This is a genomic window from Amycolatopsis sp. NPDC114505 (genome assembly GCF_055633615.1).
This window is the reverse complement of sequence record NZ_JBVKDV010000002.1, coordinates 28,601-41,664: the sequence shown is the minus strand read 5'-3', so window position 1 is coordinate 41,664 and position 13,064 is coordinate 28,601. Positions and strand designations below refer to the sequence as shown.

Below are 13,064 nucleotides of genomic sequence, written 5' to 3'. Positions count from 1 at the left end.
GTGAGGCGGGCTCAATGGGCGAGCGGTCGATGCGGGTCCTGGTGTTCAGCCACAAGGCGGAGGTGCGCGAGGCGATCGTGAACGCGGTCGGCCGTCGGCCCGCCGCCGACCTGGGCCGCGTGGAGTACGTCGAGGCGGACGGGATCGCCGACGTGCTGTCCGAGGTGGACGCCGGCAACGTCGACCTGGCGATCCTCGACGGCGAAGCGCAGCCGACCGGCGGCATCGGCCTGTGCCGTCAGCTGAAGAGCGAGATCGCCGAATGTCCCCCGATCGTGGTCGCGGTGCGGCGCAAGGACGACCGGTGGCTGGCGACGTGGTCGCAGGCGGACGCCGTGCTGGTGCACCCGCTGGACCCGTTGACCGCCGCGGAGACCGTCGCCGACGTGCTGCGCGCGCGACGGGTCCCCGTCGTGAACGGCTGAGCCCGGTGACCACCCCGGTCCCCCGCACCTGGCCGCCGTTGCTCAAGCAGCTCGTCGCCCGCGTCGACCTGTCCGAAGAGGACACGGCGTGGGCGATGGACCAGATCATGAGCGGCGCGGCGAGCCCGGCCCGGATCGCCGGGTTCGCGGTGGCGCTGCGCGCCAAGGGCGAGACGCCGTCGGAGATCGCGGGCATGGCGGCGACGATGCTGGCGCACGCCAAGCGGGTCGCGCTGGACCGCCCGGCGGTCGACATCGTCGGCACCGGCGGCGACGGCTCGAACTCGGTGAACATCTCGACGATGGCGACGATCGTCACAGCGGCGGCCGGTGCGCCGGTGGCCAAGCACGGCAACCGCAGCGCGTCGTCGAAGTCCGGCGCGGCGGACGTGCTGGAGGCGCTCGGCGTCACGATTTCGCTGCCCCCGGAGGACGTCCGGCGCAGCCTCACCGAGGTCGGCGTGGGGTTCTTCCTGGCGTCGGCGTTCCACCCGGCGCTGCGGCACGCGGGCCCGGTCCGCGGCGAGCTCGGCATCCCGACGACGTTCAACCTGCTCGGCCCGCTGACCAACCCGGCCCAGCCGGGCAGCGCGCTGATCGGCTGCGCGTACGAGGACAAGACGCACGTGCTGGCCGAGGTGTTCGCCCGCCGGGGGACGCGCGCCCTGATCGTCCGCGGCGACGACGGCCTGGACGAGATCACGACGACGACCACCTCGTCGGTGTGGGTGGTCTCGGACGGAACGGTGACCCGCACGTCGTTCGACCCGGCTTCGGTGGGCATCCCCCGTGCCACGGCGGCCGACCTGCGCGGCGGCGACGCGGCGGCGAACGCCGAGGTGGTCCGCGAGCTGGTGGGCGGCAAGCCCGGCCCGGTCCGGGACGCGGTGCTGATCAACGCGGCCGCGGCACTGGCGGCGTTCACGGGCTTCTCGGGGTCGCTCGAGGACGATCTGCGCAGCGGACTGACGCGGGCGGCCGAGGCCATCGATTCCGGAGCCGCCGCGGCGGTCCTGGACCGCTGGATCGCGTTCGCCTGAGCGCGCTCAGCCGCGGAAGGCCGTCCGGTACGACGTCGGGCTCGTCCCCCGCAGCCGGCTGAACTGGTGGCGCAGCGCCGCCGCCGACGCGTACCCGCAGGCCGTCGCGATGTCCTCCACCGACAGGCGGCCCTCCTCCAGCAGCGCCTGAGCGCGGTCCAGGCGCCGCTCGGTCAGCCAGCGGTGCGGTGTCGTGCCCGTGGCCGCCGAAAACCGCCGCAGGAACGTCCGTTCGCCCAGGCCGCTGCGCCGGGCCAGCTCGGCCACCGTGAACGGCTGGTCCAGCCGCCGCTCGACCCACTCCAGGGCCTCCGCCACCACCGAGTCGTCCGGCACGGACGGCACCGGCGCCTGGACGAACTGCGCCTGCCCGCCCGCCCGGAACGGCGCCGCCACCATCCGGCGGGCCAGCGTCGTCGCCGCCGTGACGCCGCGCAGCCGCCGGACGAGGTGCAGGCACAGGTCGACCGCCGCGACCGTGCCCGCGCTCGTCAGGATCCCGCCGTCGTCGGCGTACAGCGCCTGCGTGTCCACCGACGCCGTCGGGAAGCGGGCGCGGAACTCCGCCTCGTACACCCAGTGGACCGTGCAGCGACGGCCGTCGAGCAGGCCCGCGTAGCCCAGCGTGAACACGCCCGCGCAGAACCCCGCGACCCACGCGCCCCGCGCCGCCGCGTCGCGCAGGACGTCCAGCACCGGCGCGGGCGGCGGTTCCGTCCGGGGCGCGCACGTCGGCACGATCAGCAGCTCGGCCGACGCCGCGAAGTCCAGGCCGCGAAGCCCGGTCAGCCCGAACCCCGACCAGCTGGCCACCGGCGCCCCCGTGGGCGAGCAGACCCCGAACTCCCAGCCCTCGATGCCGTCGGCGCTGCGGTCGGTGCCGAAGACCTCGCACGCGACCCCCAGCTCGAACGGCGAAACGTGGTCCGCGAGCACCACCGCGACCCGGTTGACGTCCATGCCGGCCAGCATGTCACAAGTTTTGCGGTCGTTGTCATCTCTGACACTGGTTGACCGAGCGCGACCGGACGAACCTGAACGCCATGACGAACTCCGAAACCCGCCCGCTGCTCCAGTGGTCCGCGGCGATGGCGATGTCCGGCACGATCGGCGCCGTCGTCCTCGAGAGCGGCGCGGCCGCGCCGGCTGTGGCCTTCGCCCGCTGCTTCGTCGGCGGGACGCTGCTGGTCCTCTGGTGCCTCGCCCGCGGCTGGCTGCCGGCCTGGCGGCCGTCGAAGCGCGACCTCGGGCTGGCTGTCCTCGGTGGCCTGTTCCTCGTCGGTAACTGGGTGCTGCTATTCGCGTCCTACGCGCTGTCGTCGATCTCGGTCAGCACGGTCGTCTACCACACCCAGCCGCTCATCCTGGTCGGCCTGGCGGCGGCGTTCCTCGGCGAGAAGGTCGCCAAGAGCCACCTGGTCCGGGCCGCGATCGCGTTCGGCGGCGTGACGCTGATCTCCCTGTCCGCGCACGGCGAGGACGGCAAGCCCGTCCAGCTGGCCGGGATCGGGCTGGCCCTCGGCGCAGCCCTGCTCTACGCCGGCGCGTCCTTCGTCGCGAAGCAGCTGAAGCACATCCGCCCGCACCTGCTCGCGGCCGTGCAGACGACGGTCGGCGCGGTTCTGCTGGCGCCCGTGCTGTTCGTCACGCCGTTGCCGACGGCTCCGCGCGAGCTGCTCTGGCTGGTGCTGCTGGGCACCGTCCACACCGCACTGATGTACGTCCTGATGTACGCGAGCATCGGCAAGCTGCCGACCACGACCGTGGCGCTGCTGTCCTACCTCTACCCGGTGGTCGCCGTGCTGGTGGACATCGCTTTCTACGGCCACCGCCCGACCTGGCCCGAGGCACTGGGCATGCTCGCAGTACTGGCCGCCGCGCTGAGTCCTCAGCGGGGCGGCCAGTCAGCGAAAACAGTGTCCGATCGAAAGCGGCGGGTCAGTCGTGCGACGGACCCGTGTGGTACTCGAACACCAGCCCGCCGATCGTGATGAGCAGCGCGACCAGGGCGATCACGAGCAGCCAGATGTGGAAGAACGCCAGCGCCAGCGCGGCGAGCGCCGCGGTGGCCGCCATGGAGACCGGCCAGTAGCTGCCGGGGCTGAAGAAGCCCAGCTCGCCGGCGCCGTCGCTGATCTCGGCGTCCTCGCGGTCTTCCGGGCGCGGTTCGATGCGCCGGGCGACGAACTGCATGTAGCTGCCCGCGAGGAACGCCAGGCCACCGGTCAGGAACAGCGAGACGATGCCCACCGGCTCGGGCCCGTGGGTGGCGGCCAGCGCGGTCCACACCCAGTACACCGCCGCCATGAACACGGCGAAGGTCGCCACGATGAAGAAGATGCGGGCTTCGGCCTTCATGGGTCTTTCCCTACTCCCTGTGTGACTGCGGCGTCAGTTGGACGCGCTGCGCGCTGTGCGGTCGGTGTTGAACGGCTGGGTGGTCACCGCGTGCGGGGTGCACAGCTCGCCGCAGTTCATCTTCGAAAGCGCCTCGGACGCGGTGAACGTCTGGCCGGTGGCCGGGTTCACCTGCTTGCGCAGCGCGATGTACGCGTCGTACTTGTCCGGCGACAGCGCGCGGACCTCGAAGTTCATCACCGAGTGGTAGGTACCGCACAGCTCCGCGCACCGGCCGACGAAGGAGCCTTCGCGGTCGATCGTGTTCTGGAAGGAGCTGTCCTGGTTGTTCTTGTCCGGGTTCGGCATGACGTCCCGCTTGAAGTTGAACTCCGGGACCCAGAACGAGTGGATGACGTCGGTGGAGATCAGGTCGTACTGGATGACCTTGCCGACCGGGAGCACCAGCAGCGGGATCTCGCCGGACGAGCCGACCGTGCTGACCTGGCCGCTGCCGTCGGGCTTCGCCGCGTTCGCGTCCTCGTACTTGAACTCCCAGTTCCACTGGAAGGCCACGATCTGGACCTTGACGTCCGGGTTCGGGACCTTGTCCAGGACCTTCGACTCCGTCGTCGCGGTGAAGAAGAACAGGACGCAGACCATGATCGTCGGGACGACGACCGTGAACAGCTCGAGCGGGATGTTGTACTGGAACTGCCGGGGCAGCTCCTCCGGCTCGCCGTCGGCCGTCTTCTTCTTGCGGTGGAACGTCGCGGTCCAGAAGATCAGGGCCCACACGATGGCGCCGACGACCAGCGCGGCCACCACGGTCCAGGTCCACAGCGTGCGCATCTCGTCGGCCTGGCGCGTGACGCCCACCGGCCAGCCGAACCGCAGGATCTCGTCGCCGGAGCAGCCCGTCGCGGTCAGCGCGACCAGCACGGCCAACGCGGCTACGCGCACGGTCCGCTTCCCCAGGGTGCGCTTGGGTTGTCCCACTGCGCCTCGCCCTTTCACCCAGAGCCTCCTACGACAGATCTTTGTGACAGGCCGGAGCCTAGCCGAGTTCACGCTCCCCGCTGACCAAGGGGTAACCGATGACGCGCGTGGTACTCGCCACGGCGTGCCCGGCATACTGGGCGCTCCCCAGCCCCACGAAGACCCTGAAGGTGTGTGAGTACCCGTGTGCGGCCTGCTTGGACTGATCTGCGCGACCGAGACCGGCGCGGCGAACGCGCGTGACGCCGTCGGCGCGGCCATGCGCTGCCAGCGCCACCGCGGCCCCGACGAGCAGGACACCTGGGCCGACGCCGAGGTCGTCTACGGCTTCAACCGGCTCGCCTTCATCGACGTCGAGCACGCCCACCAGCCGCTGGTCTGGGGGCCGCCGGAGGCGCCGGGCCGCTACACGATGAACTTCAACGGCGAGATCTACAACTACCTGGAGCTGCGGGCCGAGCTGGCCGAGCAGCACGGGGCGAAGTTCGAGACCGAGGGCGACGGCGAGGCCATCGTCGCGGGCTTCCACTACCTGGGTGCCGACTGGGTCAAGCGGCTGCGCGGGATGTTCGCCTTCATGATCTGGGACTCCCAGGAGAAGCGGGTCTTCGGCGCGCGCGACCCGTTCGGCATCAAGCCGCTCTTCTACTCGGCCGGCCCCGGCGGGGTGGCGTTCTCCAGTGAGAAGAAGAGCCTGCTGGAGCTTTCGGACGTCCTCGGCGTCGCGCAGGAGCTGGACCGGAAGGCGCTGCAGCACTACCTCGTCCTGCAGTACGTGCCCGAGCCGGAGTCGCTGCACACCGCGATCCGCCGCGTCGAGTCCGGCACTTCGTTCGAGGTGGCCCCCGGCGGCGAGGTGGCGTTCACCCGCTACTTCCACCCGCAGTTCACCGCCAAGCCGGTGAACACCCAGGCCGAGGCCGAGGAGCTGCACCAGCGCATCGCCGATGTGATGCGCGACTCGGTCGGCAAGCACATGATCTCCGACCCGGACGTCACCGTCGGCGCGTTCCTCTCGGGCGGCATCGACTCGACGGCCACCGCCACGCTGGCCAAGGAGCACAACCCGAACCTGATCGCGTTCACCACCGGGTTCGAGCGCGAGGGCTACTCCGAGGTCGACGTCGCCGCCGAGTCGGCCGCCGCGATCGGCGTGAAGCACGTGGTCCGGACGGTGTCGGCGGACGAGATGATGGAGGCGCTGCCGCTCATCGTCTGGTACCTCGACGACCCGGTGGCCGACCCGGCGCTGGTCCCGCTGTGGTTCATCGCCCGCGAGGCCCGCAAGCACGTCAAGGCGGTGCTGTCCGGCGAGGGCGCGGACGAGCTGTTCGGCGGCTACACGATCTACGGCGAGCCGATCTCGCTGGCACCGTTCGAGAAGATCCCGGGCGGCATGCGGAAGCTGATCGGCAAGGTCTCCACGAAGATCCCGGAGGGCACCCGCGGCAAGGACCTGCTGCGCCGCGGCGCGCTGCCGCTGGAGGACCGCTACTACGGCAACGCCCGCAACTTCCGCGACGACCAGCTGCGCAACGTGTTGAAGACCTACCAGGAAGGCGTGGGCTTCAAGGACGTCACGGCGCCCTGGTACGACGTCTCGCGCGGCTGGGACCCGGTGGCCCGGATGCAGCACGTCGACCTCTACACGTGGCTGCGCGGCGACATCCTGGTCAAGGCCGACAAGGTGACGATGGCGAACTCGCTGGAGCTGCGGGTGCCGTTCCTCGACGCCGAGGTGTTCAAGGTCGCGGCGTCGATCCCGCTGGACCAGAAGCTGGCCCACGGCACGACGAAGTACGCGCTGCGCCAGGCGCTGGCCAAGATCATCCCGGCGCACGTGCTGAACCGCCGCAAGCTCGGGTTCCCGGTGCCGATCCGGCTGTGGCTGCGCAACGAGATGTACGACTGGGCCAAGGGCATCATCTCGGATTCGAAGACCGAGGAGCTGCTGGACAAGAAGGCGATCCTGGCGCTGCTCGAGGAGCACAAGGCGGGTCAGCTGGACCGCAGCCGCCAGCTGTGGGCGCTGATCGTGTTCATGCTCTGGCACGGCATCTTCGTCGAGCACCGGATCAAGCCCGAGATCCCGGAGCCGGTGTACCCGGTCAAGCTCTGACCTCTGCCGCGGCCGGTCGTGAGTGAGAAACAGTGTTCTAACCCTGTTTCCCACTCACGACCACGGGCGTCAGGCGGGCAGGACCGCCGAGATCTCGTCCGCCGCGTCCGGGCCGAAGGCCTCGCCGATGCGGGCGAGGGCGTCCGCGCGGTCGAACGTCCACTCCTGGGTGCCCACGGTCTCCAGCACCAGCACCGCGATCAGCGAGCCGAGCTGGGCCGCGCGCTCGACGTTCAAGCCGCCGTCGAGGCCCGCCAGGAAGCCCGCGCGGAAGCCGTCGCCGACGCCCGTCGGGTCGGCCTTCGCGCGCTCGGGGACCGCGCCGATCTGCAGGGCGACGAAGTCCTTGCCGACGATCTCGACGCCCTTCTCCCCCAGCGTCGTGATCCGCAGGCCGACCTGGTCGAGCACGTCGGCCTCGGTCCAGCCCGTCTTCTGGAGCAGCAGCTCCCACTCGTAGTCGTTGCTGAACAGGTACTTCGCGCCGGCCACGAACGCCCGCGCCTGCTCGCCGCTCATCCGCGCCAGCTGCTGCGACGGGTCGACGGCGAACTCGTACCCGCGCTGGCGGCACTCCTCGGCGTGGCGGACCATGCCCTCGGGGTCGTCCGGGCTGATCAGCACCAGGCTGAGCGTGCCGGCGCGCTCGGCGATGGGCTGCAGCTCGATGTTGCGGGACTCGGCCATCGCGCCGGCGTAGAACGTCGCGATCTGGCAGAGGTCCTCGTCGGTCGTGCAGACGAACCGCGCGGTGTGCGCGACCTCCGAGACGTGCACCCCGGACGTGTCGACGCCGTGCCGCTCCAGCCAGGACCGGTAGTCCGCGAAGTCGGCGCCCACCGCGCCCACGAGCACCGGCTGCACACCGAGCACCCCGAGACCGAAGGCGATGTTCGCGCCGATGCCGCCGCGCCGGACCACGAGGTCGTCGGCGAGGAAGCTCAGCGAAACCCGGTGCAGCTGCTCGGCGACCAGCTGCTCCGCGAACCTGCCCGGGAAGTGCATCAGGTGGTCGGTTGCGATACTGCCGGACACTGCGATCCTGGCCTTGTCTGCCACCGCTGCTCCTTGTGTGGTCGACCTCACGGCAAATGGCGCGAAGTTACCCCCGGGTCATGACCCAACCGGGTAGTTCGCGCACGCCCAGCCGACACTACCGGCTGGTACTCCTTCTCCAGTCGAGAGCGGCTCAATAGCGTTACGAATCGTGAACGCCGTCACCGAACCCGAGACCCTGTCCGAGCTGATCGCCGACTGCGCGCTCATCCCGGCGACGCTCCAGGCGGAAGACCTCCCGCTGCCCCGTGTCACGGCCAAGCCGTGGCAGGTCGACGAGGCGTGCCACGCGCAGGTCGCGGAGCTCGACGCCTACGTGTAAGCCCCCTCAAGAACGGAAAAGGCCCCGCCCTCCGAACGGAGGCGGGGCCTTTTCGCGTGGCGCTGTCGACTCAGTGGAACGAGTCGCCGCAGGCGCAGGACCCGGTGGCGTTCGGGTTGTCGATCGTGAAGCCCTGCTTCTCGATCGTGTCCACGAAGTCGATGACGGCTTCCGACACGTACGGCGCGCTCATCCGGTCGACGGCGACCTTGAGGCCGTCGAAGTCGCGGAACAGGTCGCCGTCGAGCGAGCGCTCGTCGAAGAACAGCTGGTAGCGCAGGCCCGCACAGCCACCGGGCTGGACGGCGATACGCAGGTGCATGTCGTCGCGGCCCTCCTGCTCGAGCAGGGCCTTCGCCTTGGAAGCCGCGGTGTCGGTCAGCGTGACGCCGTGGGTTTCTTCGGCGGTCTCGGCCTGCGTCGCGCCGGCGTGCTCAGCGGTCGTCATGGCACTCCCTCTAAGTTCGAACTCACTGCGGATACTCCTCGTGCTGAGCGTTCAACACCCGGAGCGTCCGTTCTGTTCCCCCACCATGGTCGCACATCGATCGACCTGGTGAACGGCGGCGTGACGCCTGCAATACCCTGGTGAGGTGAGGTTCCTGCGCCGAAGCACCACAGACACCGCCGCCGACGAGCCGGAGGCGACGGAAGCCGTCGACGTCAGCGGCAAGTCGTACACGCCCGGTAAGGGCAAGGCTACGCCGAAGCGACGCGACGCCGAGGCGAAGCGGCGCGGCCCGGTGGCCCCGCCGCCCACCTCCATGCGCGAGGCGATGAAGCGCAACAAGGAGCTCCGCAAGACGAACCCGCAGACGAAGGAAGACCGCCGCGCGGCGGCCAAGCTCCGCCGCGACCGCATGATGGCGGGCGACGACAAGTACCTGCTCCCGCGCGACCGCGGGCCGGTCAAGGCGTACGTCCGCGACCTGGTCGACACGCGGCGCAACCTCCTCGGCCTGTTCATGCCGCTGGCGATCCTGGTGTTCCTGGCGCTGCTGGTGCCGCTGCCCCAGGTCCAGTCGTACATCACGCTGCTGTGCACGGCGATGCTGCTGGTGATGGCGATCGAGGGCTTCGTGAACGGGCGCAAGATCGCGAAGCTGGCGCGGGAGAAGTTCCCGAAGGAGGCGATCGCGGGCCGCTCGATCGGCTGGTACGCGTTCGTCCGCGCCTCCCAGATCCGGCGGCTGCGGGTGCCTAAGCCGCGGCTCAAGCCGGGGGATCCGATCCCGAACTGAGCCGGGTTTCGGACTGAGTCTGTTTCGAACCGAGCTGGTTTCGAGAAGGCGGGTGGAGCGAGCCTCTACCCGCCTTCTTGCTGTCCGCGATACCCTGACCATGTACGGAGCGGGGCACACCCCTCGCGCTATCGCGCTCGAACGCACGGTAGCGCGCGGAGTCTGCCCCGCTCCCGCCCAGGTACGGGTGATTTCTCGGTCGTGCCCGGGCACAAAGGTGTTCCGCTGACCCTCGTGCTATCGGAGCGCGAAGGTCATCCGAGGCCGGAATACCGAGCACGACCGCCGGCGTGAGCCGGCAGCGCAGTACACGCGGACACCGACCCCTGACCGGCCGGTGAGGACGCCTCGAGACTCGTCGGCGGTGAGGGCTGCGCGTGTCGTTCGAAGTCGTCCTGTCCCGCGTCGCCGGGATGTCCGCGGCCGGCCTCTGGGCCATCGCCGCCATCCTCGTCATCGTCTTCCTCGGCGCCTGGCTGATCTACCGGCTCCACCTTGCGAAACGCAAGGACGGCGAGCGCTTCCGCCTCAAGCTGCCGTTCTTCGAGATCGAGACCGGCCCGCCGGCCGAGAAGAAGGACGAATGAAGCTGGAGTCACTCCAGGATCGTTAGCAAAGCAAACGATTACCGCCTAAGCTCGCACCATGGAGTTTCGTCGTCTCGGCCGTAGCGGCCTCAACGTCAGTGAGATCTCGTACGGGAACTGGCTCACCCACGGTTCCCAGGTCGAAGAAGACCAGGCGCACGCCTGCATCAAAGCCGCCCTCGACGCGGGCATAACCACGTTCGACACCGCCGACGTCTATGCCAACACCGCCGCCGAATCGGTCCTGGGCCGCGGGCTGAAGGGGCAGCGGCGCGAGAGCCTGGAGATCTTCACCAAGGTCTTCTGGCCCACCGGCCCCAAGGGCCCCAACGACAAGGGCCTGTCCCGCAAGCACATCATGGAGTCGGCCAACGCGTCCCTCGAGCGGCTCGGCACCGACTACCTCGACCTCTACCAGGCGCACCGGTTCGACCGGACCGTGCCGCTCGAAGAGACCATGCTCGCCTTCGCCGACCTCGTCCGCCAGGGCAAGGTGCTCTACGTCGGCGTCTCCGAGTGGACCGCCGAGCAGATCAGCCGCGGTGCCGCCCTCGCGCGGGAGCTGAAGATCCCCTTCGTCTCCAACCAGCCGCAGTACAACATGCTCTGGCGCGTCATCGAAGACCAGGTCATCCCCGCTTCCGAGCGCGAAGGCCTGAGCCAGATCGTCTGGTCGCCGATCGCGCAGGGCGTCCTCACCGGGAAGTACAAGCCCGGTGCCGACTTCCCCGCCGGCTCGCGGGCCACCGACGAGAAGGGCGGCGCCAACATGGTCGCCCGCTTCCTCGACGAGAACGTCCTCAAGCGCGTCGCCGAGCTGGAGCCGCTCGCGAAGCAGGCGGACCTCTCCCTCGCTCAGCTGGCCGTCGCGTGGGTGCTGCAGAACCCGAACGTCGCCTCGGCGATCATCGGGGCTTCGCGCCCGGAGCAGGTGCACGAGAACGTCAAGGCCGCCGGCAAGAAGCTCGACGCCGACCTGCTCAAGGCCATCGACGACGTCCTCGGTGACGTCGTCGAGCGTGACGCCAGCCTGACCAAGAGCCCCTAATCCTGGTTGATCCGCCCCTGGACCGGCACCCCGAGGTCGAACGCGTCCTCGGGGGCCATCCGGGGCTCGAGCCCGAACCCGCGCAGGAGGCGGCTGGCCCCGGCCAGCCGGTCGCCGCCGCGGCCGGGCACCCGCGCGGGTGCCAGCCCGCGCGATGTCAGCAGCGTCTCGACGTCGTCGATCAGCTGGTACGGGTCGCAGTCAGCCACGGACCCAGGTCTCCCCCGTGATCCGCTCGTAGACCTCGGTGTAGCGCTGCCGCGTCTGCTCGACGATGTCCGCCGGGATCTCCGGCCCGGGCGGGGTCTGGTCCCAGCCCGTCGAACGCGACCAGTCGCGGACGAACTGCTTGTCGAACGCGTGCTGCGGACGGCCCGGCTCCCACTCGTCGGCGGGCCAGAAGCGCGACGAGTCCGACGTCAGGACCTCGTCGCCGAGGGTCAGCGTGCCGTCGGCGTCGAAACCGAACTCCAGCTTCGTGTCCGCGATGATCACGCCCTGCTTCGCCGCGTGCTCGGCGCCCTGTGTGTAGATCTCCAGCGTCAGCTCGCGAAGCCGCTTCGCGGTGTCTTCGCCGATCTCGTTCAGCACCTCGTCGAAGGTCATGAACTCGTCGTGGCCGGTGTCGGAGATCTTCGTCGTCGGCGTGAAGATCGGCTCCGGGAGCTTGTCGCCCTCGACCAGGCCCGGCGGCAGCGCGACGCCGGAAATCGCCCCGTCGCGCTGGTACTCGCGCAGGCCCAGGCCGGCGAGGTGGCCGCGTGCGATGCACTCGACCTGGACCATCTTCAGCGGCTTGCAGCGCATCGCGCGCCCGGCGAACTGCTCCGGGACGTCCGTCGTCGACACGACGTGGTTCGGGACCACGCCGGACATCCGCTCGAACCACCACGCCGACAGCTGGTTGAGCAGCGCGCCCTTGTCCGGGATCGGCGTCGGCAGCGAGACGTCGTAGACCGAGACGCGGTCGGACGCGACGAGCAGGATGTCCCCGCCGTCGAGTTCGTACAGGTCACGGACCTTGCCCGCGTGGATGTGCTTCATTCGCCGTCCTCAGTCGTGTACTCGTAGAAAACCCAGTGGTCGGGCAAGGCGGCGGACTCACCGTACTCGACGACCGTCCCGTCGGCCGCCAGGAAGGTGCTCCGGCCCAGCAGCACCGGCGACCCGGCGGGCAGCCCCAGCTCGGCCGCCTCCTCCTCGTCCGCGCGGCCCGCCGCGTGCCGTTCCTGCGTCGTCACGATCTTCGTGCCGAGCCGCGCGGCCGCGTGGGCCGAGGTGCCCTCGACGATCCGGTCGGGCACCAGCAGCGCCGGCGCCTTGGCCGACAACGCGCCGTCGAACCACGACGTCGACGTCGACAGCGGCCGCGAGTCCGGCCCGTAGGTGGTGCGCCGCCGGCGGATCGCCGGGGCGCCCTCCTCCAGGCCCAGCGCGGCCGCGGCGCGATCGGAGACCTGCTCGAGGCCGGCGGACCGGATCACGGCGAAGTGGCCGGGTGGGTAGATGCGGCCGCTGCGGGCCGAAGCGGCGCTGCGGTCGCGGGCCGTGCGGTGCAGGCCGCCGCGGTCGACGACCGTGCCGACGCCGCGCACGGGGCGCACGAGCCCCTGCGAGCGCAGCGTGGCCAGGACCTTGGTGGCCGTCGCCATGGCGACGGCCCACGTGCGCGCGATCTCGCGGGCGGACGGCACCGCGTCGCCCTCCTGCAGCCGGCCGGACAGGATGTCTTCACGAATCCGGCCCGCGATCTGCAGGTACGGCGGCTCAGGACGATCGAGGGTGGGCAAGGCGGCTCCTCACGCCGGAAATCACGCACAAGTGTTCTAGCACGCCGGAGTGTGTCCCACAAAGGCCTGTTCAGAACCACCCAGGTGTACTAGTACACGT

General features: G+C 70.1%; 16 protein-coding genes. 8 read left to right on the top strand and 8 right to left on the bottom strand.

Going from position 1 to position 13,064, the window contains the following annotated elements:
• Positions 1-14: 14 nt before the first annotated feature.
• Together ACZ7OU_RS18185 and trpD are read left to right on the top strand one after the other, a co-directional pair.
• Complete coding sequence (locus tag ACZ7OU_RS18185) at positions 15-425, top strand: response regulator (protein ID WP_470238926.1); 411 nt, start codon at positions 15-17, stop codon at positions 423-425.
• A 5-nt stretch (positions 426-430) separates the two neighbouring features.
• The gene (gene trpD, locus ACZ7OU_RS18180; RefSeq protein ID WP_470255976.1) at positions 431-1,465 is read left to right on the top strand and encodes an anthranilate phosphoribosyltransferase; all 1,035 of its coding nucleotides are present in this window, start codon (positions 431-433) and stop codon (positions 1,463-1,465) included.
• Between the two features lie 6 nt (positions 1,466-1,471).
• Here the strand turns inward: trpD and ACZ7OU_RS18175 are convergent, their stop codons facing one another.
• Complete coding sequence (locus tag ACZ7OU_RS18175; RefSeq protein WP_470257617.1) at positions 1,472-2,425, bottom strand: GlxA family transcriptional regulator; 954 nt, start codon at positions 2,423-2,425, stop codon at positions 1,472-1,474.
• An 83-nt stretch (positions 2,426-2,508) separates the two neighbouring features.
• Between ACZ7OU_RS18175 and ACZ7OU_RS18170 the strand changes: the two genes are divergently transcribed.
• Positions 2,509-3,456, top strand: coding sequence for a DMT family transporter (locus ACZ7OU_RS18170; protein ID WP_470255975.1), 948 nt, complete (start codon positions 2,509-2,511; stop codon positions 3,454-3,456).
• On the opposite strand, the gene ACZ7OU_RS18165 is transcribed toward ACZ7OU_RS18170, so the two are convergent.
• Positions 3,404-3,823 (bottom strand): cytochrome c oxidase subunit 4, encoded by a 420-nt coding sequence (locus ACZ7OU_RS18165; protein WP_470238929.1) that lies wholly within the window; start codon positions 3,821-3,823, stop codon positions 3,404-3,406. The two genes, ACZ7OU_RS18170 and ACZ7OU_RS18165, sit on opposite strands and share 53 nt — an antisense overlap.
• A 33-nt stretch (positions 3,824-3,856) precedes the next feature.
• Entirely contained in the window at positions 3,857-4,801 is a 945-nt protein-coding gene (gene ctaC, locus ACZ7OU_RS18160; RefSeq protein ID WP_470238930.1) for an aa3-type cytochrome oxidase subunit II, read from the bottom strand.
• Between the two features lie 184 nt (positions 4,802-4,985).
• Here ctaC and asnB point away from each other — a divergent pair, with 184 nt between their 5' ends.
• Complete coding sequence (gene asnB, locus ACZ7OU_RS18155) at positions 4,986-6,920, top strand: asparagine synthase (glutamine-hydrolyzing) (protein WP_470238931.1); 1,935 nt, start codon at positions 4,986-4,988, stop codon at positions 6,918-6,920.
• Positions 6,921-6,989: 69 nt separating this feature from the next.
• On the opposite strand, the gene ACZ7OU_RS18150 is transcribed toward asnB, so the two are convergent.
• Entirely contained in the window at positions 6,990-7,979 is a 990-nt protein-coding gene (locus ACZ7OU_RS18150) for a carbohydrate kinase family protein (RefSeq protein ID WP_470238932.1), read from the bottom strand.
• Between the two features lie 148 nt (positions 7,980-8,127).
• Here ACZ7OU_RS18150 and ACZ7OU_RS18145 point away from each other — a divergent pair, with 148 nt between their 5' ends.
• Positions 8,128-8,298, top strand: coding sequence for a hypothetical protein (locus tag ACZ7OU_RS18145; RefSeq protein ID WP_470238933.1), 171 nt, complete (start codon positions 8,128-8,130; stop codon positions 8,296-8,298).
• Between the two features lie 70 nt (positions 8,299-8,368).
• Here the strand turns inward: ACZ7OU_RS18145 and ACZ7OU_RS18140 are convergent, their stop codons facing one another.
• Positions 8,369-8,746: a HesB/IscA family protein gene (locus ACZ7OU_RS18140; RefSeq protein WP_470238934.1), complete on the bottom strand. Its 378-nt coding sequence runs from the start codon at positions 8,744-8,746 to the stop codon at positions 8,369-8,371.
• Positions 8,747-8,891: 145 nt separating this feature from the next.
• On the opposite strand from ACZ7OU_RS18140, the gene ACZ7OU_RS18135 reads away from it, so the two are divergent.
• The 3 genes from ACZ7OU_RS18135 to ACZ7OU_RS18125 all read left to right on the top strand — a co-directional run bounded on the left by ACZ7OU_RS18135 (position 8,892) and on the right by ACZ7OU_RS18125 (position 11,174).
• Positions 8,892-9,539, top strand: coding sequence for a DUF3043 domain-containing protein (locus ACZ7OU_RS18135; RefSeq protein WP_470238935.1), 648 nt, complete (start codon positions 8,892-8,894; stop codon positions 9,537-9,539).
• 377 nt (positions 9,540-9,916) lie between these two features.
• Positions 9,917-10,126 carry a hypothetical protein gene (locus ACZ7OU_RS18130; protein WP_470238936.1) on the top strand — a complete coding sequence of 70 codons (210 nt, stop codon included), beginning with the start codon at positions 9,917-9,919 and terminating at the stop codon, positions 10,124-10,126.
• A 58-nt stretch (positions 10,127-10,184) separates the two neighbouring features.
• Positions 10,185-11,174, top strand: a complete 990-nt coding sequence (locus ACZ7OU_RS18125) for an aldo/keto reductase family protein (protein WP_470238937.1) — start codon at positions 10,185-10,187, stop codon at positions 11,172-11,174.
• Here ACZ7OU_RS18125 and ACZ7OU_RS18120 read toward each other — a convergent pair.
• The 3 genes from ACZ7OU_RS18120 to ACZ7OU_RS18110 are packed head-to-tail and all read right to left on the bottom strand — an operon-like array spanning position 11,171 to position 12,964.
• Positions 11,171-11,383, bottom strand: a complete 213-nt coding sequence (locus tag ACZ7OU_RS18120; protein WP_470238938.1) for a hypothetical protein — start codon at positions 11,381-11,383, stop codon at positions 11,171-11,173. The two genes, ACZ7OU_RS18125 and ACZ7OU_RS18120, sit on opposite strands and share 4 nt — an antisense overlap.
• Positions 11,376-12,218: a phosphoribosylaminoimidazolesuccinocarboxamide synthase gene (locus tag ACZ7OU_RS18115; RefSeq protein ID WP_470238939.1), complete on the bottom strand. Its 843-nt coding sequence runs from the start codon at positions 12,216-12,218 to the stop codon at positions 11,376-11,378. The genes ACZ7OU_RS18120 and ACZ7OU_RS18115 overlap by 8 nt, the downstream gene beginning before the upstream one ends.
• Positions 12,215-12,964, bottom strand: a complete 750-nt coding sequence (locus ACZ7OU_RS18110; RefSeq protein ID WP_470238940.1) for a GntR family transcriptional regulator — start codon at positions 12,962-12,964, stop codon at positions 12,215-12,217. Before ACZ7OU_RS18110 ends, ACZ7OU_RS18115 begins: the two co-directional genes overlap by 4 nt.
• Positions 12,965-13,064: the final 100 nt, after the last annotated feature.

Excerpts from the sequence above, each read along its gene's own strand:
- ACZ7OU_RS18185 (WP_470238926.1), top strand. The coding sequence starts at position 15 with ATGGGCGAGCGGTCGATGCGGGTCCTGGTGTTCAGCCACAAGGCGGAG.
- ACZ7OU_RS18175 (WP_470257617.1), bottom strand. The coding sequence starts at position 2,425 with ATGGACGTCAACCGGGTCGCGGTGGTGCTCGCGGACCACGTTTCGCCG.
- ACZ7OU_RS18170 (WP_470255975.1), top strand. The coding sequence starts at position 2,509 with ATGACGAACTCCGAAACCCGCCCGCTGCTCCAGTGGTCCGCGGCGATG.
- ACZ7OU_RS18165 (WP_470238929.1), bottom strand. The coding sequence starts at position 3,823 with ATGAAGGCCGAAGCCCGCATCTTCTTCATCGTGGCGACCTTCGCCGTG.
- ACZ7OU_RS18140 (WP_470238934.1), bottom strand. The coding sequence starts at position 8,746 with ATGACGACCGCTGAGCACGCCGGCGCGACGCAGGCCGAGACCGCCGAA.
- ACZ7OU_RS18125 (WP_470238937.1), top strand. The coding sequence starts at position 10,185 with ATGGAGTTTCGTCGTCTCGGCCGTAGCGGCCTCAACGTCAGTGAGATC.
- ACZ7OU_RS18115 (WP_470238939.1), bottom strand. The coding sequence starts at position 12,218 with ATGAAGCACATCCACGCGGGCAAGGTCCGTGACCTGTACGAACTCGAC.